Genomic DNA, 23929 nt, shown 5'->3' with positions numbered 1-23929 from the left:
TTTATCTAATATTTTTCATAAATACCTCTATAAACTCCTCATAATCCTTGCACTTTACTAAGCGCTGCACGACCTGCTTGTCATCCACAACGCGAACCAACAAACTGTACATCTTCTGCAAATCGCCTTGATTATTCGCTTTTACACTTAAAAGACAAATAAATTGCACAAGATTTCCTTCCCACATAATCGGTTTTTTTAACGTGCAAATGGCCCAAAACGTCGTATCGGTTTGAGGAACCATAGGATGCGGAATCGCAACGAGATTGCCAAAACTTGTTGGGGATGCAGCTTCTCTTTCAAAAACAGATTCTATAAATTGAAAAGGAACTAGTCCTAGATGAGTTAATTTCTCTCCTAAAAAATGAAGCACTTCTTCTCTTGTTTGAAATTCTTGCTGTAAATATACTAATTCTTTTTTCGTGTATTCTAACGAAGACTGCGGTTTATTCTTCATTAAACATTCAATTTTTTTAAAATCATTGTTTCCTAGAATTGTACTTACTTGTACTACAGGAACAGGAAGATCCTCTGGAATTGGAATGGTACTAACAATAAAATCTAAAGAGTGCAGCGACATTTGGTGAAGCTTATAATACTGAGTTGTTCCTAAAATAGTAAGATTTAATCCAAACGTAGCCTGCAGCTTATATGATAATAGCTTGGCACTCCCTACTCCCGATGCGCATACAATCAAACAGCGCTTAGGCTGATTGATAATTTTCCGACGTTCAATGGCCCCTCCAATATGTAAAGCTAAATAGCCAATTTCCGTTTCATGCATGTCAATTTCAAGGCGATTTTTTAAAACCTTCCCGGCAATAATTCCAGCTTCAAAAGCAAGAGGGTAATGACTCTTAATTCCTTCAAGCATCGGGTTTCGCAGATTCATTCCATATTTATAGCGGTTGATAGCCGGTTTCAAATGCAAACTCATGCCAAGAATCAACTCTGAATCTTCACTAATTCCTAAATGAAGCTCTTTTTCAATTGCTTCTAATATAGCCGCTGTTAATTCATAAATATCTGCGGCAATAAACTGCTTCACTTCTTTGTCTTCATGATTGCTACTGTTGAGCATTTTTGTACCTAGCAAATGAATGGCGATATACGCTGTTTCTGATTTCGGAAAACGAATCTTGAATGCCTTTTCAATTTCCCTCACAATTTCAGCTGCTACTTCATATTCTTTATGCTCCATAATTTCAAGCAAGTCTTCTGAATACAAAGAGATAAAATTTTCTTCTTGTATTCGCTTACAAGCTATTGCTAAATGAATGATTAAATTATTTAATCCAATATCTGAAACCATAATATTGTATCGTTTTATTTGATTTAAAATGTGGGCTTTAATCGTTAAGATTGATTCTTGGGGCAGGATGGATATTTCATTGTATACCATATCTACTTCTTTATCTTTTCGGTTAAATATGTACTCAGACATACAAAATCTCATTTTCATTTCGTCCCCTTTAGCTTTCAAGCCATAGTTAGGACGTTTTTCTAAAAGAATATCATACTTACACAGCTGTTTTTTAACATCTCTTAAATCGTTTTGAACCGTTGATTTGCTAATATATAACTCGTCTGCTAAATCTTCGAGCTTCAAATATCCGTCTGCTAGCAGCAGTCTTTTAATTAAATAATGCACGCGGTCATCAGGAACGGTTGGAATAGAAGTTGAATCAAATAATTGATTAGCCGAAAGTTCTTTTAATAGCTGATGAAATTGTTTTTCATCTAAAACGCTAAGTTCATATCCCGTCCCTCGAGCTGATTTAATTTTGGCCCCGTACTGAGACAACATGTCATCTAACTGTTTTATATCCGTTCGAATAGTTCGAGAAGATACCTGATTTACTGTTGCTAAATATTCGCTCGTAACGGTTGATAATGTAGACTGTACGGACATTAGTTCTCTTAATATGACGATCATTCTTGAATTAAGCATGTTTGTTTCTCTCCATTCTCAGAAGATTTCCCCTTTATAAAATAAATTAAAAGAGCTGGTTATTTTAAACAAAAGCAAAAAATACCTAAACAGCAACAAACAGAAACTACCTTTTCTGTCCTTGCAGCTTAGGTTTTGCCTGCTTCATCAGTAACAACCCTAAAACAATAGGAATAAATGTCTTTATTTGTAATCTATCATTCTTTCTGTTTTTTTTCAATTTCCATTAAAGCGTTAGGCTTAGTGGCATTAATGAAATTTATGGGGTCTGTTCATACCGGTGTAGCCCCAATACAAACGTACGAATTAAAAAATCTAGTGTCTCATCAGTACTCAACGGCATGCCAAATCCCCCTTTTTGCTCCAAAGAAGAAAATCCATGTAAAATGCTGCGGAGACTTCTAACAGCATGAAGGGCTTCACTTTCCGGAAGATGATACGGTTTTAACACCTCCAGCACTAAAAATACGATGTTATCAGATGCTTTTTGTACTTCTTCATCCTGTATCGTTGGTGCCACCGTTGCCGTTGCTTCGTATATTCCGGGAGACTTTCTTACAAATGAAACGTACGCTTTACTTAGCTGATAAACAGCGTCTTCTGCAGAAGCATGTTCAACAGCACTTTTTAGAAGATAGTGTAGCTGCTGCAGTCCGCTTAAAGCCAGTTCTTTGCGCAGCTCTTCTAACCCTTTTATATGATTATACAAAGACGGAGGGCGAACATCTAATTCTTTGGCTAATGAAGCAATTGTAACAGCATAAAACCCTTCACGATTGGCCAAATTTCCACCTGTTTGAATAACCTTTTTGAAATCTAGTCCTTGTCGTGGCGACATCCCTTCATCTCCTCTTTTCTATTTTTACTTTTGCTTGTTGTATTGCTTTTTCCATCATTTTTAGCGGTTGAGAAAGCATTCTTCCGTGTCCAACAGCAAGAAGTGACGGGTTTAATTCATATAGCTTTTCTGCACTTTTAAGCGCTAGCTCTTTGCTCCACGTTCCAAAGGCAGGAAACGGAAACAGCGGTTTTAACTGACCTGATACGGCAACTCCTCCCCGCACTTGGAAAGAATCTCCCGCAATTAATGCGTTTGTTCTCTGGTCTAAAAAAGACATAGACCCAGGTGTATGTCCAGGTGTAAAAATAGGAGCAAGTGAGCCTATATAAGACTCTTCTTCGATGAAATGATCAATTTTAGTTGAAATCTTTCCTAGTTTTGGTATTCCTCCACGGATTGGGTTTTGAGGTTCTTCAGAATTGAGTGCAAAGTCTCCTGAAAATAATCGATAATCTCTTTGCGACATATAAACAGAAGCATTCGGCAAACTTTTCTTCAAATTATCAATCGCTCCGATGTGATCTTCATGAGTATGAGTAAAAACAATTCGAGTAATCGGTTTTCCAATTTGATCTGCAGCTTTCAAAATACCTGACGCGCTGTAAGGAAGAGCCGCATCAATTAACGTAAGACTGTCTTTCTCTTCGACTAAATAACAATTCACTGGAAAAAATCGAGGCAAAAACGTCAATTGATACAACATTTTCTCACGAACTATTCTCATTTCCTCATCCCCTATTATCAAAATAAAAACTAATGGTATTAGTTTTTATTTTAACTAATACCATTAGTTTTATCAATCATATATTGGAAAAAACAAAAAAGAGTGTGAGACATAACGAAATCGAGTGAATTTAAAGACAAACAAATGGAATAAAGGAGCTCGTATAGATCACTTGTTACACCGTCCCCACAAAAAAATCCGAACGCGGCTGATTCTTGATAGAGAATAACCTCGTTCGGATCTTACTTTAACTAAACTACTTTTGCCCTAATTAAACGTCTTTTCTTTCTCCCGTAGCAGCCACTACAATCGCACTGCCTTTCTTTAACTCTTCTTCATATTTTTTAGTTTCGTCTTTTGATAAGCCTAGCGAAGCCATTTTTGTTCGAAGCTCATCTTCTCTTGTTAAAAATAAACTCGCTGCTGAATGTAAAGGACCTTCTTCAGACAGTCGAATAATATTTGTGTCCGTTACTTCAGTTAAATTTTTAGAATTTTCCTTGTCATAGGTAAACACGTATACTTCATGTTTCTCAAAACCTTTATCTGCAAATTGATTAACTGCTTCGTTAATATTCGCTCCGTTTTCTACTACTTCAACATGTTTCATTATTTATAACCTCCTGTTTCTATCGCACATCTTTCTTTTATACTTAGTAAAAGAATGAACTTCTTACTACTATATATACCCGTTTTCAGAAAGGAAAACCCGCATTTAGCGCTTTACGGAGAGTTTGAATATCATTCCATATTATCCTTTAATCGGATGTACATCTCTTTTGATTAACGTATCTAAAACAATCATTCAGCTTATTTTCAGCTACCATTCATAAAAAATTCATCTGCATTGCTTATTATAATAAAGAAAAAAGGCGCTAATCAGGTACTTTCTACGCATAATGAATGTCTGTGTCAGAGTAAGCCGGATATGAATGCAACCATTCATATCCGGTTTTTTATATGAAAGAACTTCTAACAACATCCTGTCCTTGCACCTTATAACATACTATAATTCTCCGTATTAACTAAAAATTCAGGTTATATAGGAGGTTACAAATGAACAGCCATCCACAGCCACAGTTAAAAAAAGAGTTAAAGATCCGGCATATCACCATGATTTCTCTTGGAGGAATTATTGGCGCTGGATTGTTTATTGGAAGCGGATCACTCATTAACACCGCTGGACCCGGCTCTATTTTTTCGTACGCATTTGCTGGTTTACTCGTTATTTTAGTCATGCGAATGCTTGGAGAAATGTCTACTGCAAATCCTTCCAGCGGTTCGTTTTCCACTTATGCAAAAGAGGCATTAGGCCCTTGGGCCGGCTACACAATTGGCTGGCTCTACTGGTTTTTCTGGGTTATCGTTATTGCTGTTGAAGCCATTGCAGGTGCAAATATTATTCAATACTGGTTCCCGTCTTTACCGTCTTGGGGAGTCAGCCTGGCTCTTACTTTTTTATTAACGATGACCAATCTGTACTCTGTTAAATCTTTCGGAGAATTTGAATATTGGTTTTCTCTCATTAAAGTTGTCAGTATCGTTCTTTTTTTACTTTTAGGTATTGCTATTATTTGTGGATTCATTCCAGGAATTGATTCTCCCGGCACTTCCAATCTTTTGCATAAAGGCGGCTTTTTACCGAATGGAATTAGCTCTGTATTTTTAGGAATCGCCCTTGTCATGTTCTCCTTTATGGGAACAGAAATTGTTGCAACCGCGGCAGGTGAATCTTCTCAACCTGAAAAAGCCATTACCATTGCGACCAATACCGTTATTTATCGTATTTTATTTTTCTATTTAGGATCTATTTTTATTTTAGTAACCGTTCTTCCGTGGAATTCATCAAGCCTAATGAAAAGCCCATTTGTCTCTATTCTTGAATTAGTAAACATACCGGCCGCCGCTCAAATTATGAACTTTATTATTTTAACAGCTGTCCTTTCTTGTCTGAATTCTGGTTTGTATACAAGCTCTCGTATGCTGTTTTCCATGTCTCAAAATGGTAATGCGCCAAAAAGCTTTTCAAAATTAAATAAAAAAGGCGTACCGGTTAGCGCGATATTAGCATGTACAGTTATTTCGTACATCAGCGTCATCTTTAACTATATTTCGCCAGATAAAATCTTTTTGTTCTTAGTGAATGCATCAGGCGGCGTAGCCCTTCTTGTGTACCTCGTTATTGCATTTTCACAAATTAAAATGAGAAAAAAATATGAAAAAGAAAACCCTGAAGCATTAAAAATTAAAATGTGGTTGTTTCCTTACTTAACTTACGCTACAATCCTTGCCATCACTAGTATCTTTATTGCCATGGCATTTATTGATTCATTGCGTTCACAGTTCTTTTTAACTCTTTTAATTGCTGTACTCGTCGTAGGTTCGTTTTTCTTTCAGCGTACCAAAATGACGAGCGGCTTAGCAGCAAAAGAAAACACATCAAAATAAAAGAGGTTGAGACATAACGAAATGAATCCAACCTAAAGATGAACAAGGGAGATAGATGAGCTGGACTGCTTATTACACCGCAGTTGATTTCCGTGCAAGACTTCGCTTTCCGCGGGCGGCCGCTGTTCCCGCAGGAGTCTTCGCCTTGCCCTCCAATCACCTGCTAGAAGGAACGAAACACATAAAACTATATTTACCATCACAAAAAAACGAACCACCAATCAAACATGTTGATTAGTGGTTCGTTTTTCACTTTGACTAACATACTTTTGTCCCAGCCTCTTTTTATTTAATCCGATAAATCTCCTACAATTTTTGTTCCGTGTAATTCAGTCGCCTGTGTGTCTTTTATAACCCGATCTGCGTTGCCTTCATGAATTCCTCCGCCGGGCAAAATAATAAGACGGTCATTGGCGTATGTGATCAGTTCTCGGATCACCTGCAAGTTTTGCAAAGCAGACCCTTTCCCACCTTTGGTCAAAATGCGGTCTGCTCCCATTTCACTAAGTATATCAATGGCTTTGTATTTATCTTTAATCTCATCAAATGCCATATGAAACGTAACGCTTAAAGGACGAGCTTCTGCTATTAATTCTTTAGTGCGTCCGTGATCGATTTCATTTTTTTCTGTTAATATGCCGAATACTACTCCGTTTACTCCAAGGTCTTTACATGCTTTAACGTCTTTTTTCATAATTTGAAATTCTGCTTCGGAATATAAAAAATCACCGCTTCTTGGGCGAATAATCACGTTGATATCTGTATCAAGATGTTCACTTGCATGTTGAATGGTGCCGTAACTTGGCGTAGTGCCTCCTTGACTGAGATTGTCACATAATTCAATGCGGTCTGCTCCTAGCTTTTCGGCTTTTTTTGCCTGCTCATACCCTTCTACACACGCTTCTTTTATGTACTTCATACTTTCAACTCCTTTATTGGCTGTATAAATAAAGCCCATCTTTAAAAAGATGGACTTGCCTTTATTATTTAATCGCTTTATGAACTTTTAATTTCTTTCCTTTAATTGTTTTGTTTTTCATTGCTTGCAACACTTTGGGACCTTTTCCATTCAGAATCTCTACATACGAGACATTTTCTTGAATGGTAATAATTCCAATATCGTCTGCGGTTACTCCGTCTAATTTTGCGATTGTTCCTACAAAATCGACCGCTCGAATTTTCTTTTTCTTTCCGCCGTTAAAGTACAGCTTCATAATGTCTTTATTTAATGACTCGCTTTTATCTTTTTTAACTTCTGGACGCTCATTAATTTTTTCATTAAAAGCGAATGCTGCCTGCTGTACTTCTTCTTTAGAAGGAGGAGTAGATACTGGAATCGAAAAACCAATATATTCTTCAATTTCCGATAGCATTCTCTCTTCATAAGGCGTTACAAATGTGATAGCCTTCCCTTTTTTACCGGCACGTCCCGTTCTTCCCGTACGGTGAACGTAGCTTTCTTTTTCCAACGGAAGGTCATAGTTAATAACGTGCGTGATATTATCAATATCAATTCCTCTCGCAGCTACATCTGTTGCTACTAAATAGCGGAATTTCCCTTTTTTGAAATCATTCATAACCTCAAAACGGTCTTCTTGCACCATTGCCCCATGAATTTTATCACAAGGATATCCAAGATCATCTAAATCATCTAACAGCGTATTTACCTGCTCTTGCGTGCGGCAAAAAATGATGCAGCTGTCTGGATTTTCTACTGTAGTTACGTCTTTCAGCAGTTCAAATTTACCTTCATTTTGTACTGTTATAATAGAATGGTCAATCGTGCTTGTTGTTAATCCGTTCGCTTTGATTTCAACATCAACCGGCTTCTTCATATATTTGCGAGACAGTTCTTCAATATCTTCCGGAAGCGTAGCCGAGAAAAGCATCGTTACACGCTCACTAGGAAGATGTTGAATAATCGCTTCCACTTGGTCAATAAAACCCATATTTAGCATTTCATCTGCTTCATCAATAACCAAATAACGAATTTTCTCTAATGCCAGCGTTTCTTTTTCTATATGATCAAGCACTCGTCCAGGCGTACCTACAACAATATGTGTTTTTTGCTTTAATTCTACTTTTTGCTTGGCAAACGGTGATTTTCCATAAACAGCTGCTGCTTTAATTCGCTTAAAACGGCCGATATTTGTAATATCTTCTTTTACCTGCGCAGCCAGCTCTCGTGTAGGTGTTAACACTAAGGCCTGGGGCTTATTTTCTTCCCAATTAACTAATTCACACAGTGGAATGCCAAAGGAAGCCGTTTTTCCACTTCCTGTTTGAGACTTCACGACCACATCTCTTTCTTCTAGCGCAATGGGAAGCACCTTACTTTGTACTTCCGTAGGATGATTGTATTGCAGGCTAGAAAGCGCCTTAGCTACCTTGTCACTAAGACCATATTGACTAAAACTTCTTTGATTCATTTTGTACCCTCATTTATTTTAAATTAGTGATTATCTTTATCATGACCTGATGCACTATGTTTCATTATACTTTAATTCTTCTATGCGCGCTCAAGATTTAATATAGCATTGGTTTGTTAAGCCAAAGAGAAAAGCCGCTCTCTTATTAATAAGAAAACGGCTTTGGTATGAGCGATGAGGGATTCGAACCCCCGACCCCATCCCTGTCAAGGATGTATTCTCCCACTGAACTAATCGCTCGTGATATGTATTGAATATATTATAGAAAGAGTTATCCAATTTTGTCAACTATTTTTCCACAGTCCCCAAGTTGGAAGAACCGTCTTTACTTTTGATAAACTAAAAACATGCCATAAAGGAGCATGACGGGATGAAAGCACACGCTGAATTTTATTTTGATTTGTCTGTCCACTATGTTTTCTAGCCACTAATCCTTTAAGAGAAGTCAGTAAAGAACAAAAAGCTGAGATTGAAAGAATTTACTTCCAAAGAAACCATTGAAAAAACGCTGTTACATGAATATTCTGCTAAGCTTAAAGACAAAGAGAAATGATTCACTAAGAGGTGTATTTGATGAATATTAATTATTATTTTAGTCGGTTTTTAGCTAAGAAACCGGATAGTCCAACGTATGAAAACTTAGCTGCTTTACAGAACAAGCATATGCTTCATGTTCCGTTTGAGAACTTAGACGTTTTGTCTCAAACTCCTATTATCATTGATTTAGAACGGATCTTTCAAAAAGTAATTGTAAATTTGCGCGGAGGATTTTGCTACGAATTAAACGGTTTATTTGGCTGGCTGTTAAAAGAAAGCGGTTATGAAGTCTCGTACGTTTCAGCTACCGTCAAAAAACCCGATGGCACGTGGACCATTGAAGGAAGTCACGCTACAAACCTTGTGACGGTTGAAAATCAGTCTTATATCGTAGACGTTGGATTTGGAGATTCTGTTCGCAAGCCAATGCCTTTAAATGGCGAAGTAGTAAGAGATGTAAGCGGCTCTTATCGTATGACAAACGTTGCTGAGCATATGTATGATTTGCAGCGATGGGAAGATGATGTATGGAAAACGCTGTACCGTGTGTCTACGCTTCCTAAGAAACTGACAGACTTTACTCCCATGTGTGAGTTCAATCAAACGTCAGCTGATTCTCCGTTTGTACACAAACGCCTTGTTACGATCGCAACACCTACAGGGCGAATTACCCTCTCTGGTGAAACACTAACTGTAACAGACGGCGGAAAAAAGACGAAAAGAAACGTTTCAGAAGAAGAAGTTCCTGATATTTTGCAAAATCATTTTTATATTATTAAAGGGTTTTATTAATATGTCCTTACACAAAAAACCGGCCTCTTATGGGGTCGGTTTTTGTATAGGAGTAATCATCCTGTTTTCTACAGGCGACTTTAAAATAATTGAGGTATTCACATTTCCATAAGGAATCAGTTCATCCACGAGCATTCTAAGTCCATCCATTCCAGATACGGCTGCTTTGATAAAATAAGAAACCGGTCCCGTTACGCGATGACATTCAAGCACATCTTCATTTTGCTCAATAAAGTCTTCAAATTCCTCTGGTTTTCTTTTTAATTCGCTTACTTGAATAAACAGCTGTGTATCTCTCCCTAAAGCTTTCGGAGACACCGTAGCGCTGAAACGCTGTATCACTCCTCGTTCCTGAAGGCGCTGCAGCCTTTCTGATACGCTTGGACGGCTAAGAGCCAGCTTTTTTGATAAATCACTAATCGTCATACGCCCGTCTCTTTGCAAAATAGACAATAATTGTGCATCGATTTGATCCATACAAACCTTTCCTTTCAAAATGAATATAATAAATAAAATCTTTATTCAAGTTGATAACAGAACAAGTATTATTTCCTTCATTTATACATGTGTTTTCTTTATTTAATATCCTATCATTAAAGTAGATAATTGAAAATGAAAATTCCGAAAAAACAAACAAAGGGGTTTATTTATGAAAAAAGTTTTATGGATTATTCTTGGATGTACGATTGCAAGTATTGGTGTTCTTATCTTGCGGCACTCTCACGTAGTGACGGGGGGAACAGCTGGTCTGTCTCTTAGCTTGTCATATGCCCTTCCTTTGTCGTTTGCGGTGATTTTTTTTCTCATTAATATTCCTTTTTATCTCTTTTCCTTCTTTCAAATGGGATGGAAATTTACCGTCACAACTATAGGATCAGTGTCTTTGCTATCACTTCTCACTTCACTCGATTACTTGCTTCCTGCTTTTACACTTCCCAGCCTGATGGGTGCTGTTACGGGCGGACTAATTGCCGGTCTTGGCTTATCCATTTTATTTATGAACGGAGCTTCTCTTGGGGGTGCTAATATTCTAGCGTTATTCGCGCAGCGAAAATTCGGTTGGGATCCTGGAAAAGTGAATTTTTCATTTGATTTCCTCGTCGTGCTGTCGAGCATGTATTCAATTGGATTTTCAAAAGGAATTTTCTCTGTTATGTCCATTGCGATTACAGGGTTTGTCATCAGCTATTTCAAACAAAAAATTGCTTTACACAATCAATCGACACCCACTGCTGCCACACAGCCTTTAGATAATGTACTCTCTAAATAAAAAACACGATTTAGCTGTGACTAAATCGTGTTTTTCGTTTAAAGCTTTTCTACTTTTATAAAATCAAATTGGGCCTCATATCCTTCTCCTTGAGGACTACAAGCGTAAATCCCAACTTGAACAGGTTCTTTGGATGAGTGCAATAAGTGAGCGAGTCGGAGCTGAGTCCAGGAATCTCCATCACTTGAATAACAAACGGTGTAATCATCATTTTTGCGCTGAATTTTAAAATAAAGCGCTGATTTGTTTTGAGTAAAATTTTGACTGGACCAATCTGAGAAGCCCTGGTTGGTTACGACTGCTCCTAATTGGTTAGGGCCATCGGGGTTGTATTCAACTGACGTTTTGATCCACGTATCTTTTGATACACGAATCATGAGACCTGCTTGATCGTAGCGATTAACTGGATATGTATGCACCTTTGTCATGATTTCAAAGTCGCCTTCTACTTCACGATAAAGAAAGTGTCCATTGTCCGCTTCAAAGCCATAATGAGTACGCTGCCAAAAATCTGTTTTAGCGTCTGTTTTAATCACTAATCGATTCGTTTCCGTATCAATTTGAAATTGAGCTGGTGGACAATACCAAGAAACGTCTGAATCTAATTTTCCTTCTGAAAAGTTTGTGAAAAATACTAGTTGATTACTCACTCTCTGTCATTCCCTTCTTAGAAGCTATTGTTCTTCTATTTCTATTTTGCCATAATTTAACGAATAAATAAAATATTTTGATTATTTTTCTAGTAAATTCTTTTCTTTCATAAAAAAATAAGACTCTTTTACACAGAGTAAAAGAGTCTTATTTTTAGATTATTGCATTTAGAATAAGTGCTCCTGCAAAAGCAATAAAGGATAGAAGCGTTTCCAGAACAGTCCATGTTTTGAACGTTTCTTTTACTGTTAATCCTAAATACTCCTTCACCATCCAGAATCCAGCATCATTAACGTGAGAGAACATTAGTGAACCCGCGCCCGTAACGATAACCAGAAGTTCTAAATTAACACCAGACATGTGCTCAATGATCGGTGAAACAATACCCGCCGCTGTTGTTAATGCAACTGTTGCTGAACCCGTAGCGATACGGATTAATCCAGCAATTAAAAATGCAAGTACAAGTGGTGATAGAGATAGATGTTCAGACATTTGACCAATCGTTGTACCTACTCCACTATCGATTAATACTTGTTTGAAGCCACCGCCTGCACCAATAATCAAGACAATAGATCCTACAGGAAGCAAGCATTCTTCCGTTAGTTTTTTAATCACATCTTTTGTCATACCTTGACGTTTTCCAAGCAGGTAAAACGCTGCAAAACAAGAAATTAAAAGTGCAATTAATGGACTTCCTATTAATTCTACAAACTTCACTACGCCGCTTGGCAATCCGTTAATAATAGGCACTATTGCTGCTAAAACCATTAATAAAACAGGAAGTAAAATAACAAAGAATGAAACGCCTGTACCAGGAAGATCTTTAGATGTTGTCGTGATACGAATTAAATCCGGCTCTCCTTCTGGAATTACTCGTTTGTTAACCCATTTTGCAAAAACTGGTCCAGCGATAACTGCTGCTGGAATTGAAATGATTAACGCGTATAAAAGCACTTTCCCCGTATTTGCTCCGTAAATACTAATAGCTGCCATCGCTCCCGGATGAGGAGGAACGAGACCGTGAACAATTGATAATCCTGCAATAACTGGCAGAGCAATCAATAATATATTTTGTTTTGTTGTTTTATGAATCGAAATAACTAAAGGCAGTAAGATTAAAATTCCTACTTCGAAGAAAACAGGAATACCAATAATGAAACCTGCTACTAGCATTGCCCACGGCAATCTTTTCACACCGAATATTCTTACAAAATAATCCGCTACCTGCATGCCAGCGCCTGAATCAGCCATCAGCTTACCTAAAATTGTTCCCAGTGCTAAAATTCCTACTAAGTGTCCTAAAACACCGCCCACTCCCGTTTCGTAAGCGGCAACAATTTTATCCATTGATAACCCAGAAGCAATTGCTAAAAACAAACTCGCAACCGTTAAACTGATAAACGCATGCCATTTAAAAACTGAAACACCTACAATAACAATAACAATTGCGACAACCGTAATAGCTAATAAGTATGCATCCATCTTGCTTTCCACCTTCCCCTTAAGTAAACGCTTTCTTTATGTAGCAAAAAAGCTCTAAACCTGTTAATTTTTTAAAAAATACGTTTTAATTATCGAAATCGTTTACATTAATTAAATCAGAAAACGATTTCATCTTTTTATTACTTAAATTATATGAAAAAAAAATTCTTAAATCAATAAAAAAACTCAAAAAAATTTTATCAATTTTCTTCCATAGAGTTTAAACGCATAAAAAAATCCAATCATGTTAATGATTGGATTTATCTTATTTATTTAGTGATGGTGGGATCAGCGGTTTGACTGTCGATAATTGGTTTTTCGCTTGTTTTTAACGTTATTTCTTCATATTCTCCCGGCGCTAATACACTTTTATCTCCTCTCATGAGATACGTATAGGCGATGATAGAAATGAATAGACCAAATGTCCAGGCATTATCCCATAAAAAGCGCAGTCCAGGAATCAGTAAGCCTAAAACAGGTATGGCCACGCCAATTACTAATGCATAAATACCGTTTTTATTAAAACCAGTTGAATAACTATAGCGACCGTTTACCTCGTATAAATCCTTTAATGCCATCTGTCTCCTTCTTACAAGCCAGTAGTCAGCAATGGCGATGCCGTCTATAGGACCAAGCAGCGCTCCGTATGTTCCAAGCCATCCAAAGATATAATTCCCGAAATTAGACATGATGTACCATGGCTGAAGCAAAATAGCAAAGATACCGGTTACTAGCGCTCCCATCGCAAACGTGATTTTCTTTGGATTCAGATTCTCAATTGCACGGGCCGGCGCCACAATATTTGCTCCCACATTAATCGTTAAAGAAGAAAGCACGATAACGATTGTTCCTAAGAAAATGATAAACGGAGGGAATTTAGCTACTAACGCCACTGGATCCCAAATAGCTTCTCCGAATATAACGATGGTTGCCGAGGTAACAGCAATTCCAATAAATGAAAAAACACTCATCGTCAACGGCAAGGAGAAGGTTTGCGCAACCATTTGGGATTTCTGGCTTCTAGCATATCGACAAAAATCCGGAATGTTCAAAGCGAGCGTAGCCCAAAATGCAATGACTCCGGTTAAAGCAGGGAAAAATACAGCTAGAAATTCTCCGGTGGATGTAAATTTAGAAGGCGTAGATAAAATGGGTCCCCACCCTCCTGAGTTTGTATAAGCCCATATAAAAAGAATAATAGCTGAAATACCAATAACCGGAGCAGCAATCGCTCCTAACACTTTAATTGCTTGCGGTCCTTTATACGCCACTCCTACATTTAAAAGCCAAAAGAGAGCAAATACAATGGCTGTATGACCAGCTAAACCATTCCAAGATGAAAATGAAGCGCTTAGCAGTGTATCAATTGCTTCCGTTCCAATCCATGTATTAATTCCAAACCATCCAGCAGCCACAATAGCCCTAGCCAGTGCTGGGATGTGTGCTCCTTTATCTCCAAACCACAGGCGGGCAAATACCGGATAAGGAATGCCAAACTTGGTTCCAGCGTGAGAATTAAGCAAAATAGGAATAAGAACAATTACATTTCCTAAAAAGATTGTACCAATTGCCTGCCACCAGTTCATTCCAAGCGTCATCATTCCGCTCGCCATTGTGTAAGCTGGAATACACAGACACATCCCAATCCAAAGCGTGGCAAAGTTAACTCCTTTCCAAGAATGTTCTTTCATCGTAGTAGGACGTAAATCTTCATTCCAAAGATCGCTGCCGCTCAGCTGATTGTGCGTCTCATCTGTGAGCGTCACAATTCCATCTTGCTCGATTTGTGTTTTCATCCATAAAACTCCTTTTCATAAAATAAGTTCATTTCAAAAAACAAATTTTATTTGAATTTTCTGAAATATAAAGGCGTTTGTGACGATTCCTTCTAGTATGTGATCAATACTAACGTTATTCCTTATTATATTTAATGCGAAACAGGGATACACTGGACAAATTGTAACATTATTTGAGGGAACTTTTATATATTGTGTAGTGTTAACTCTTTTGGTTGTTAGATAACCTAACACACAAAAAATCATCGCCTGAAAGCTTCAAGCGATGATTTTTGAACTTAATGTACGTATTTTTTTTGAAAAGCCGTAATGCTTTCGTATTCTTCTTTAAATAAACGAGCCAAACGAATATAGATAGTCGTTAACTCTTTATATACTTCACTGTTTTCTTTGATTGGATAATGATGATTAGTCGCTCCAACCATATCGGAAACAACGTTTAATGAGTCGACTTCGCCAAGGCTATATAAGCCAAGAATAACTGCTCCTAGACATGAACTTTCAAAGCTTTCCGGCACGGATACTTCTTGGTTAAAAATATCTGCCATCATTTGGCGCCAAAGTGCGGAACGTGCAAATCCGCCTGTTGCCTGAATTTTTGTAGGTTCTCCAATTAACTCTTCAAGTGCTAATAATACCGTATACAAGTTAAAAATAACGCCTTCTAATACGGCGCGAATCATATGTTCTTTTTTATGATGCAAACCTAGGCCAAAGAACGAACCTTTAGCATTTGCATCCCAAAGCGGCGCACGCTCTCCTGACAGGTATGGATGAAACAATAAGCCGTCTGCTCCAGGTTTCACTAAAGCCGCAATATCCGTTAATACTTCATATGGATCTTTTCCAAGACGTTTAGCTGTTTCGACTTCCGACGCTCCAAATTGATCACGAGCCCATCTAAAAATCATGCCTCCGTTATTTACAGGGCCGCCAATTACCCAGTGGTCTTCTGTCAACGCATAACAGAAAATACGACCTTTAGGATCGACTACTGGCTTGTCAGTGACTGCTCGAATAGCTCCGCTTGTCCCAATTGTTACTGCAACAACGCCTGGTTCAATCGCATTTACACCTAAGTTTGATAATACGCCATCGCTTGCACCTACAATAAAGGGCGTATCCGGCAGTAAGTGCATCTCAACTGCAAGCTCTGTGTTTAGCCCTTTCACTTGATGCATAGTTGAAACAGGAGTGGATAGCTGATCTGTCGTCACACCTGCTACTTTTAATGCTTCTTCATCCCACGCAAGATTTTTCAGATTAAATAAACCTGTTGCTGATGCAATCGAATAGTCAATCACATATTCGTTAAACAACTTAAAGAATACATATTCTTTAATTGAAATAAACTTATGTGTTCCCTTCACTAATTCAGGCTGTTCATTAGAAAGCCATGTTAGCTTGGAAAGTGGCGACATCGGGTGAATAGGCGTGCCTGTACGTAAATAAATCTCATGGCCGTTGTATTCATTTTTAATTTTTTCCGTCCATTCTGCACTTCTATTATCGGCCCACGTAATACATTTTGTCAGCGGCTTTCCCTGCTGATCAACGGCAATAACACTGTGCATAGCTGAGCTGAATGAAACGCATAAAATATCCTCAGGTTTTACATCGCTTGTTTTTACAACCGTTTGAATGGTACGTACAACTGCTTGAAAAATTTCTTCAGGATCTTGCTCAGCCATCGCGGGCGTAGGCGAGTATAGTGGATACTCAATCCCATGGTTAGCAATGACTGTACCGTCTACTGAAAATAATACAGACTTTGTACTCGTTGTTCCGATATCTACACCTATTGCATATTTTTTGCTCATGCTGCTGTCCCCCTACTTTACTACTTTACTTATTTACAACACCGTGACCGCCGAATTCATTTCGAAGTGCTGCTACAACTTTTCCTGTAAATGTATCTTCCTCTAATGAACGATAGCGCATCATTAGCGATAAAGCAATAACAGGAGTTGCCGTTTGAAGATCAAGGGCAGTCTCTACGGTCCATTTCCCTTCACCAGAAGACTGCATGACTCCTTTAATACTATCTAGTTTAGGATCTTTTGAAAACGCATTTTCCGTTAGTTCCATCAACCAAGAGCGAACGACAGATCCGTTATTCCAAACGCGCGCTACGGCTTCATAGTCGAAATCAAACTGACTTTTTTCCAGAACTTCAAATCCTTCAGCAATGGATTGCATCATTCCATATTCTACACCATTATGAACCATTTTTAAAAAGTGACCGCTTCCGCTTTTGCCTGCGTACATAAATCCATTTTCTACGCAAATATCACTAAAAATTGGTTCAATTGTACGGAATGCTTCTGCATCTCCGCCAATCATTGTACATGCTCCGTTTCTTGCACCTTCCATTCCGCCGCTTGTCCCTACATCAAAGAAGTAAATACCTTTTTCCTGAAGATCCTGAGCACGTCGAACAGATTCTTTATAATTAGAGTTTCCTCCATCTATTACAATATCTCCTTCTGACAGAAGTTCTTTTAGTTCTGTAATCACATTTTCCGTTACTTCTCCAGCCGGAACCATAACCCATACAACTTTAGGTGAAGCAGGCAGTTCGTTGACTAACTCTTCAATAGTAAAGGCACCAGCTGCTCCTTCATTTGAAAGTTTTTCTACCGCTTCTTTATTCACATCATAAGCTACAACTTCATGATGATTGTCCATTAAATTTAATGATAAATTATATCCCATTTTTCCTAACCCGATTAATCCAATTTTCATTTTACAAACTCCCTTTGAAAAAAAATTTCACATTACCTCCATTATACGAATTATTTTTCATTTTGCAATCGTTTACAAGAAAATTTTTTTCACACATATTTTTGTGCTATACTCTTTTTACTACTAAATTCGTGGAAAGGAACATCAGTTATGACGCAAAATTGTTTAGGAAAAATTCGTTCTCACTATGCTAGATTCAGTGAAAAAGAGAAAAAAATTGCAAATTATATTTTAGAACAGCCGGAACAAATTATTCACAGTACCATTAACGAAGTAGCAGACGATTTAAATGTAGCTGATGCAACAGTCTTTCGCTTTTGTAAACGAATTGGCTTCAAGGGCTATCAGGCGATGAAAATAGCGCTGGCTGCTGAAATTATGACGCCTATTCAGCAGATTCACGAGGAAATTGCTGAAACGGATAATGAAAAAACGATCGCTGAAAAAATCTTTCGCTCCAACGTGCGAACGCTTGAGAATACATTACAAATACTAGAGGGCAATGCTATTGAAAAAGCCGTCAAACTTTTAATGAAGGCCGATAAAGTTCAATTTTATGGCACGGGAGGCTCTTCAGTCGTGGCTATGGATGCTTTTCATAAATTTGTGCGAACAGGAATTAAAACGTTTGCATTTATCGATTCCCATTTCCAGCTTATGTCCGCTTCTCAATTGACGAAACAAGATGTAGCGGTAGTGATTTCTCATTCTGGAACAAATAAAGACACGATGAACATTTTAAATACAGCAAAAGCGAACGGTGCCAAAACGATCGGGATCACGGGTTTTCCTAAATCTCCATTAAGTCAAAACGTTGACGTTTCTCTTTATACAAGTTCAGAAGAAACCGAATATCGATCTGAAGCTCTCGCCTCGAGAATTGGACAGCTAAGCCTCATTGATGCTTTGTATGTTAATGTAATGATTGCGAATAAAGACACCTCTAAACACTCGCTTGAAAAAGTACGCGATGCTATTGCTGAAACTAGAATTTAATGTTTCGCCCTTATATATTCTTCAACTACAACATCAAACAGAGCATAAAATATATGCTCTGTTTAGTGCGGTTCTTCACTTAAAATTTTCAGGTTTTCATTCTCATTTAACATTTTCTAAGTTGCTACATATGATAAAGCACAACTTTTAAAAAGTAGGTGAAGTGTGTATGGATATTATCTATCGCACTGCAAAACTAGATGATTATACAGAAGTAAATAAAATATTAGGGGAATCACTAGAACTCCACGCAAATGCGCTTCCTTCTATGTTTGATAACCAAATGGCTGTTTTATCTCCAGAACAATATCAAGCTACCCTTTATTATGCAACCATTGATATTCTTGTAGCTCAATATCGAAATCAAATTATTGGAGCGTCTGTTGTTGAATTAAAATATAACCCTCCCACCACGTTAGCTACGCTTTCCTACACAGCATACATCCAATATTTTGGTGTAAAAAAAGGCTTTCAAAATTATGGGGTAGGAAAAGGTCTTTTTTCTGCTACGAAACAGTGGGCTGTACAAAAAGGAGCAAATGACCTCCAGCTTACCGTATGGGCATTTAACGAAAAAGCACGTGCTTTTTATGAAAGTCTTGGACTGGAAAACTTAAGCTATCTTATGACTACTTCACTACAGCCATAAATCGTTCCATTAACGGAGGCTAGGCACGTATCTCCTACGTGCCTAGCCTCCGTTATTCAAATAAAAGACTAAATCATTTTAACGCGTTAATTTACGCAGCTTATATACATACTAAAAGAAGTTTATTACGTAGCCGGATTGCCTTCTTGAAGCTGTTCTTGTTCATCACGCTGACGGTGAGCCAAACGACTTGCCGCACTAGAAGCTACGCTCGCTACCAAATCATCTAAAAAGGTATTAACTCCTTTTTCTTTTTTACAGTCCAGCTTTTCAATAATACCTACTTTTACTTTATCTAAATAGCCAAAGGTCGTAACAGCGATACTGCCATAGGTTAAAACGGCACCTAAAGCAATCGTTTCGTCAACGCCAAACAACCCTTCGTCTTGTTCTACAATACTTTGAAGAGGTTCTGATAATTTATTTTGCTCAGCTAACTTATCAAGTTCGATTCCAACTAGAAGGGCATGCTGAATTTCTCGCTTTTGCAGTACTCTCTCTACGCTTTCAGCGCATTCCTGAATGGTTAGAGCTGGATGATAAGGAAGCTGTAAATCATACACAATTTCAGCAATATCCAAAACTGTTACGCCACGCTCTTCCAGCAAATTAAATGTTGCCTTTGCTACTTCTTTGCTCGTTGGGATTTTTTTCGCTGTCATGTCTCTCTCTCCTTTTCAAGTTGTTGTCTCTCTTTATACTAAATTCGATGAGAGCCGCTAAAAACCTTTTTTGTTCATCCTCCTGAGTTCATAAACTCGTCACATATCTCTTTAGGCGCTCATTACATTTACTTGCTATAATGAAATTATCGAATCAGGAGGTTTGTCTACTGTGGAAGAAAAACAAAGTAAATTTAGCAGAGGCTTATTATTATTTTTCATTGGCGCAACAGCCCTTTTCTTTATCGTCTTAATCGTTCTGTTTCTCATGTCTACTTTTGGAAAAAGCGAAAAAGAAGCTGTGGCTCTGCTCGCAGGAAATCACTATGCTATCGTTAAAGAAGAGAATTCATATACTCTTTATGATCAAAAAGAAAACAAGCCTATTTTGAAAGATGTAAACGGCTATTTCGGTGCTCGCAATATCCGAAGTTATGTAAAAAATGACACAGAATTGGTTTCGATTGATGAAAAAGAAGAGGAATATACGAAAAAACCGCTAGAAAAAGCCACTCAAGCAGAAAAGGATATGTTTAAAAAGATGAAAAAATTAGATTAACAAAAAAACGAATCATCAATCAAACTGTTTGATTGATGATTCGTTTTTTTTGTTAAAGTGCACGCAGGTTTTATCTGTTTCATTCCTTCTAGCAGTTGATTGGAGGGAAAGGCGAAGATTCCTGCGGAAACATGGGAACAGGTGAGACCCCGCAGGAGCACAAGCGACGAGGAGGCTCACCGCCCGCCCGCGGAAAGCGGAGTCTTGCACGGAAATCAACTGCGGCCGAGCAAGCTGCCCAGATTATATATCCAGATTGTTCATGCTTGGATGAAATTCATTTCGTTACGTCCCAACCTCTTTTTTTAGCAACGCATGCCTCTTTCTCGTCATTCGCTAAAAAATTCGTTACAATAAAATAAAGAACGATTTTTAGAAAATGTGTTACAATAAAGGTAACGCTTTCATTCAAATGCATAGGAGTCGATTATTCATGTCAGAAAGTAAGCGGAAGTTAGAAGAAATTTCTTTTTATAGTGACGCACTGCAAGAAGATGTCACGTTACTAGTCTATTTGCCGTCAAACTATTCTACGCTCTATAAGTATTCTCTACTTATCGCCCAAGACGGAAAAGATTATGTTATGTACGGACGTACACCTCGTTTAATCGATGATTTAATGAACGAGTCAGAAATCGATCGTACTATTTTTGTTGGAATTCCATATAAAAGCGTGGAAGACAGACGCGATAAGTATCATCCAGAAGGAAAGCAGGTAGATGCTTACATTCGCTTTTTAGCACATGAACTTGTGCCATTTTTGGATAAAACATATCCTACATATCAAATGGGAAAATCGCGTGTTCTAATTGGTGATTCGCTTGCTGCTACAGTTTCACTGCTGACGGCCATTGCGTATCCTCACACGTTCGGGAAAGTAATTATGCATTCTCCTTTCGTGAACGATGCTGTATTACAAACGGTCAACTCATTTGCTTCTCCTTCACTTCTGGATTTGTATCATGTTATTGGAACGGAAGAAACGGATGTCAAAACAACACAAGACGGTATATTGAACTTTATTGAGCCTAACCGCCTGTTGCACGAACAAATGAAGCAGCGTGGATATTCTGTTTTCTACGAAGAATTTAATGGAAATCATACGTGGAAATACTGGCAAAAAGACGTAAAGCGGTCGCTTCAATATATGTTGAAGTAGAAAGATATCATATTTTTTGAAAATTTGTTATAATAAGCTCGCTTTATACATATTTTATGATCTTACTTTGGAGGGATTTTTTATGAAATTTGGCGTTGTACTTTTTCCATCTAAAAAATTGCAAGATGTAGCGAATTCTTATCGAAAGCGCTATGATTCTCACTATTCATTAATTCCGCCTCATCTTACATTAAAAGAAGTCTTTGAAGCTACAGAAGACCAAATTGATGAAATTGCGGCTAATTTGCGTAAAATTGCCGAAGAAACAAATCCATTTACATTAAATGTAACGAAAGTAAGCTCATTTTCACCAGCCAATAACGTTATTTACTTAAAAGTGGAACAAAAGCCAGAACTGACGTCACTTTACAATAAACTTCATGAAGGCAATCTCGAACAGCCAACTGAGTATTCATTTATTCCACATATTACAATTGGTCAACGACTTTCAGATGATGAGCACTTAGATGTGTATAGCCAGTTGAAGCTTGTAGATGTCGCTCATGAAGAAACAGTTGATCGCTTTCATTTAATGTACCAGCTTGAAAATGAAACATGGACTGTGTTTGAAACATTTCGTCTTGGAAAGGGATAAGATACGTGAACATCAAAGTACTAACGAACAAACAAGATCCTTCTGATGCTTACTTCGTACGTCAAAAAGTATTTGTAGAAGAACAGCAGGTTGATGTAGAGCAAGAAATCGATGAATACGATTGCGAAGCCCTGCATTTAGTTGTATACAAAGGAACTGCACCAATTGGGGCAGGACGCTTCCGTATGGTAGAGGACTATGGAAAAGCCGAACGAATCTGCGTTCTTTCTTCTTATCGAAAAGACGGTGTAGGAAAGCTTTTGATGGATAAATTAGAAGAGATCGCAGCAGAGCATGAGATTGAAAAGATTAAGCTGCATGCTCAAACGCATGCGGAAGGATTTTATAAAAAGCTAGGCTACGTAACGGTTTCAGGTGAATTTATGGATGCTGGAATTCCACATGTAGAGATGGTAAAGAAACTAAGTAAAAAACACTAGGAATTGAACCTGGTGTTTTTGCTTTTTTAAAGGATAAGAACCTTTGCTTTGCTTATACTAATACCTAATCATGTGAATTAGGTGAAAATATGGATGAACTTATCGGAATTGCACTAGAACTCTTTATCGGATTTATCTGCTTGTTTATCTTAACTAAATTTTTAGGCAGAGCGACGATCACTCAGCTTACCACTTTTGATTTTATCTCTGCTCTTGTATTAGGAGAGTTAGTAGGAAATGCGTTATATGACTCAGAAGTAGGCATAGGCAAAATTTTATTTGCTGTTATCTTTTGGGGAACGCTTATTTATGTCACCGAAGTTGTTACTCAAAAAAATATTCGCCTGCGCTTGTTTTTAGAAGGACGGCCATCTATTATTATTCGAAAAGGGAAAATTTCGTACAAAGAACTTAGCAAAAACCGATTAGATATCGATCAGCTTCTTCATATGCTGCGTTCAAAAGACATATTTTCCATTCGTGAAGTTGAATATGCAATTTTAGAAACAGATGGCTCGCTAAGCGTATTGCCAAAATCTGATTATGCTAAACCAACAAGAAGCGATCTGCAGCTGCCTCCTTCTGAACCTGTTTTATCTATCGCCTTCGTCAGTGATGGACGTTTGCTTTTGAAAAACTTAATTCAGTCAGGCTTTGATGAAGACTGGCTAAAGAAACAGTTAAAAAAACAGGGATTTACCGATTATAAACAGGTGCTGTATGCTGAATGGCAGCAGGGCCGTACACTTTTTATTGAATCTTACTAAGGTGTTTTTTACTTGTTCATTACTTTGTTAAAAATCGTGAGCGCATTCATTCTGCTGCGTTCACGATTTTTTCTATTATACCCGTGTATTAATCACTAGGCCCTTATTTGTTAGCTTGCTGTATACACGCTCTGCTGCTTGAAGCTTTTTTCGCTTTTGTACGGAACTTGGCGTCAATTCCAATGAGTGAGAACGCGATTCAAACTCTTCGTCAAAGCTTTTTTTCTGGACAGGCCAAATACGATTTGAAAAAGAAGCATTATTTTTTTGAAGGCGATTTGCATATTGAATAGATTGATAAGGTGTGACGGGCAGTATATATCCCATATGAACCCTCCTCTTTTTCAAGATACCTTCTACTCCCAGACCTCAGTATTTTTCGCAAGAAGTATCGACATTGAATCAGCTCACTTACGCCCTCTTCTAGACTTGTTCA

Annotated in this window: 25 protein-coding genes and 1 tRNA gene; 11 read left to right on the top strand and 15 right to left on the bottom strand. The window is 37.8% G+C overall.

Annotated elements, in window-relative coordinates:
* Position 1: 1 nt before the first annotated feature.
* From NST66_RS02420 to NST66_RS02405, 4 genes are all read right to left on the bottom strand, one after another.
* Complete coding sequence (locus NST66_RS02420; RefSeq protein ID WP_033578082.1) at positions 2-1951, bottom strand: BglG family transcription antiterminator; 1950 nt, start codon at positions 1949-1951, stop codon at positions 2-4.
* Positions 1952-2210: 259 nt separating this feature from the next.
* A complete protein-coding gene (locus tag NST66_RS02415; RefSeq protein ID WP_033578081.1) occupies positions 2211-2789 on the bottom strand; it encodes a TetR/AcrR family transcriptional regulator in 579 nt (192 codons plus the stop codon).
* Positions 2790-2793: 4 nt separating this feature from the next.
* Positions 2794-3516, bottom strand: a complete 723-nt coding sequence (locus NST66_RS02410; protein WP_033578080.1) for an MBL fold metallo-hydrolase — start codon at positions 3514-3516, stop codon at positions 2794-2796.
* 271 nt (positions 3517-3787) lie between these two features.
* Entirely contained in the window at positions 3788-4126 is a 339-nt protein-coding gene (locus tag NST66_RS02405; protein WP_033578079.1) for a general stress protein, read from the bottom strand.
* 446 nt (positions 4127-4572) lie between these two features.
* On the opposite strand from NST66_RS02405, the gene NST66_RS02400 reads away from it, so the two are divergent.
* On the top strand, positions 4573-5964 hold the full coding sequence (locus tag NST66_RS02400; RefSeq protein WP_033578078.1) for an amino acid permease: 1392 nt from the start codon (positions 4573-4575) through the stop codon (positions 5962-5964).
* A gap of 289 nt (positions 5965-6253) precedes the next feature.
* Here the strand turns inward: NST66_RS02400 and NST66_RS02395 are convergent, their stop codons facing one another.
* The 3 genes from NST66_RS02395 to NST66_RS02385 all read right to left on the bottom strand — a co-directional run bounded on the left by NST66_RS02395 (position 6254) and on the right by NST66_RS02385 (position 8633).
* Complete coding sequence (locus NST66_RS02395; RefSeq protein ID WP_033578077.1) at positions 6254-6883, bottom strand: copper homeostasis protein CutC; 630 nt, start codon at positions 6881-6883, stop codon at positions 6254-6256.
* Between the two features lie 64 nt (positions 6884-6947).
* Complete coding sequence (locus NST66_RS02390) at positions 6948-8393, bottom strand: DEAD/DEAH box helicase (RefSeq protein ID WP_154989566.1); 1446 nt, start codon at positions 8391-8393, stop codon at positions 6948-6950.
* A 168-nt stretch (positions 8394-8561) separates the two neighbouring features.
* Positions 8562-8633: transfer RNA gene (locus NST66_RS02385), tRNA-Val, on the bottom strand.
* Positions 8634-8966: 333 nt separating this feature from the next.
* Between NST66_RS02385 and NST66_RS02380 the strand changes: the two genes are divergently transcribed.
* Positions 8967-9722, top strand: a complete 756-nt coding sequence (locus NST66_RS02380; protein WP_034269388.1) for an arylamine N-acetyltransferase family protein — start codon at positions 8967-8969, stop codon at positions 9720-9722.
* 27 nt (positions 9723-9749) lie between these two features.
* Here NST66_RS02380 and NST66_RS02375 read toward each other — a convergent pair whose 3' ends face one another.
* Positions 9750-10199, bottom strand: a complete 450-nt coding sequence (locus tag NST66_RS02375; RefSeq protein WP_034269385.1) for an Lrp/AsnC family transcriptional regulator — start codon at positions 10197-10199, stop codon at positions 9750-9752.
* Between the two features lie 172 nt (positions 10200-10371).
* Between NST66_RS02375 and NST66_RS02370 the strand changes: the two genes are divergently transcribed.
* Positions 10372-10992: a YitT family protein gene (locus NST66_RS02370; RefSeq protein WP_034269383.1), complete on the top strand. Its 621-nt coding sequence runs from the start codon at positions 10372-10374 to the stop codon at positions 10990-10992.
* A gap of 38 nt (positions 10993-11030) precedes the next feature.
* Here NST66_RS02370 and NST66_RS02365 read toward each other — a convergent pair whose 3' ends face one another.
* The 5 genes from NST66_RS02365 to gnd all read right to left on the bottom strand — a co-directional run bounded on the left by NST66_RS02365 (position 11031) and on the right by gnd (position 17666).
* Entirely contained in the window at positions 11031-11642 is a 612-nt protein-coding gene (locus NST66_RS02365; protein ID WP_028412329.1) for a DUF1349 domain-containing protein, read from the bottom strand.
* 154 nt (positions 11643-11796) lie between these two features.
* The gene (locus NST66_RS02360; protein ID WP_034269380.1) at positions 11797-13125 is read right to left on the bottom strand and encodes a GntT/GntP/DsdX family permease; all 1329 of its coding nucleotides are present in this window, start codon (positions 13123-13125) and stop codon (positions 11797-11799) included.
* 269 nt (positions 13126-13394) lie between these two features.
* The gene (locus tag NST66_RS02355) at positions 13395-14921 is read right to left on the bottom strand and encodes an NCS1 family nucleobase:cation symporter-1 (protein WP_033578068.1); all 1527 of its coding nucleotides are present in this window, start codon (positions 14919-14921) and stop codon (positions 13395-13397) included.
* A 278-nt stretch (positions 14922-15199) separates the two neighbouring features.
* Positions 15200-16741: a gluconokinase gene (gene gntK, locus NST66_RS02350; RefSeq protein WP_028412332.1), complete on the bottom strand. Its 1542-nt coding sequence runs from the start codon at positions 16739-16741 to the stop codon at positions 15200-15202.
* A 25-nt stretch (positions 16742-16766) separates the two neighbouring features.
* Positions 16767-17666: a phosphogluconate dehydrogenase (NAD(+)-dependent, decarboxylating) gene (gene gnd, locus NST66_RS02345; RefSeq protein WP_034269374.1), complete on the bottom strand. Its 900-nt coding sequence runs from the start codon at positions 17664-17666 to the stop codon at positions 16767-16769.
* Positions 17667-17816: 150 nt separating this feature from the next.
* On the opposite strand from gnd, the gene NST66_RS02340 reads away from it, so the two are divergent.
* Both NST66_RS02340 and NST66_RS02335 read left to right on the top strand, forming a co-directional pair.
* Positions 17817-18662 (top strand): MurR/RpiR family transcriptional regulator, encoded by an 846-nt coding sequence (locus NST66_RS02340; RefSeq protein WP_014461544.1) that lies wholly within the window; start codon positions 17817-17819, stop codon positions 18660-18662.
* Positions 18663-18831: 169 nt separating this feature from the next.
* Positions 18832-19311, top strand: a complete 480-nt coding sequence (locus NST66_RS02335; protein ID WP_154989568.1) for a GNAT family N-acetyltransferase — start codon at positions 18832-18834, stop codon at positions 19309-19311.
* Between the two features lie 125 nt (positions 19312-19436).
* On the opposite strand, the gene NST66_RS02330 is transcribed toward NST66_RS02335, so the two are convergent.
* On the bottom strand, positions 19437-19973 hold the full coding sequence (locus tag NST66_RS02330; RefSeq protein WP_028412335.1) for a phosphatidylglycerophosphatase A family protein: 537 nt from the start codon (positions 19971-19973) through the stop codon (positions 19437-19439).
* Positions 19974-20145: 172 nt separating this feature from the next.
* Between NST66_RS02330 and NST66_RS02325 the strand changes: the two genes are divergently transcribed.
* From NST66_RS02325 to NST66_RS02300, 6 genes are all read left to right on the top strand, one after another.
* Positions 20146-20532, top strand: a complete 387-nt coding sequence (locus tag NST66_RS02325; RefSeq protein WP_033578065.1) for a hypothetical protein — start codon at positions 20146-20148, stop codon at positions 20530-20532.
* A 95-nt stretch (positions 20533-20627) separates the two neighbouring features.
* Complete coding sequence (locus tag NST66_RS02320; RefSeq protein WP_154989570.1) at positions 20628-20894, top strand: hypothetical protein; 267 nt, start codon at positions 20628-20630, stop codon at positions 20892-20894.
* Between the two features lie 71 nt (positions 20895-20965).
* Positions 20966-21691, top strand: coding sequence for an alpha/beta hydrolase (locus NST66_RS02315; RefSeq protein ID WP_028412337.1), 726 nt, complete (start codon positions 20966-20968; stop codon positions 21689-21691).
* 82 nt (positions 21692-21773) lie between these two features.
* A complete protein-coding gene (locus NST66_RS02310; RefSeq protein WP_013055455.1) occupies positions 21774-22286 on the top strand; it encodes a YjcG family protein in 513 nt (170 codons plus the stop codon).
* 5 nt (positions 22287-22291) lie between these two features.
* Complete coding sequence (locus NST66_RS02305; protein ID WP_154989571.1) at positions 22292-22726, top strand: GNAT family N-acetyltransferase; 435 nt, start codon at positions 22292-22294, stop codon at positions 22724-22726.
* Between the two features lie 89 nt (positions 22727-22815).
* A complete protein-coding gene (locus NST66_RS02300; protein ID WP_154989573.1) occupies positions 22816-23493 on the top strand; it encodes a DUF421 domain-containing protein in 678 nt (225 codons plus the stop codon).
* A 75-nt stretch (positions 23494-23568) separates the two neighbouring features.
* On the opposite strand, the gene NST66_RS02295 is transcribed toward NST66_RS02300, so the two are convergent.
* Entirely contained in the window at positions 23569-23820 is a 252-nt protein-coding gene (locus NST66_RS02295; protein ID WP_033578061.1) for a hypothetical protein, read from the bottom strand.
* Between the last annotated feature and the right edge of the window lie 109 nt (positions 23821-23929).

The organism is Priestia sp. FSL W8-0524 (assembly GCF_038005965.1).
Classification (GTDB): domain Bacteria; phylum Bacillota; class Bacilli; order Bacillales; family Bacillaceae_H; genus Priestia; species Priestia zanthoxyli.
Note: the sequence above shows the minus strand (reverse complement) of the source record. Positions and strands in the feature narration are given on the sequence as shown.